The organism is Streptomyces sp. NRRL S-646 (assembly GCF_000720765.1).
Lineage (GTDB): Bacteria > Actinomycetota > Actinomycetes > Streptomycetales > Streptomycetaceae > Streptomyces.
The window spans coordinates 1-232 of record NZ_JODC01000146.1 but is presented as its reverse complement, the minus strand read 5'-3'; the positions used below and the strand labels follow the sequence as shown (position 1 = coordinate 232).

Sequence of the window (232 nt, the reverse complement as noted above, 5' to 3'; positions counted from 1 at the left end):
CGCGGTCGGAGGACCGTTCCCGTCGTGCGGGTGTGTCGTCCTTCGGTATCAGTGGCACCAATGCCCATGTGATCCTCGAAGAGGCTCCCGAGGTGTCGGCGGAGGTGGTTGAGGCGCCGTCCGAGCCGGGGCTGGTGCCGGTGGTGGTGTCGGGTGCGAGTGCGGCGGCGTTGCGGGGTCAGGCGGAGCGGCTGGCGGCGTGGCTGTCGTCCGGTTCGGGGCTGTCGCACCG

Annotated in this window: 1 protein-coding gene; it reads left to right on the top strand. The window is 71.6% G+C overall.

Annotated features, from left to right (window positions below):
* Window positions 1–32: 32 nt before the first annotated feature.
* The coding region (locus tag IH68_RS51550; protein WP_037886837.1) for a ketoacyl-synthetase C-terminal extension domain-containing protein at window positions 33–232 on the top strand (200 nt) is incomplete at its 3' end.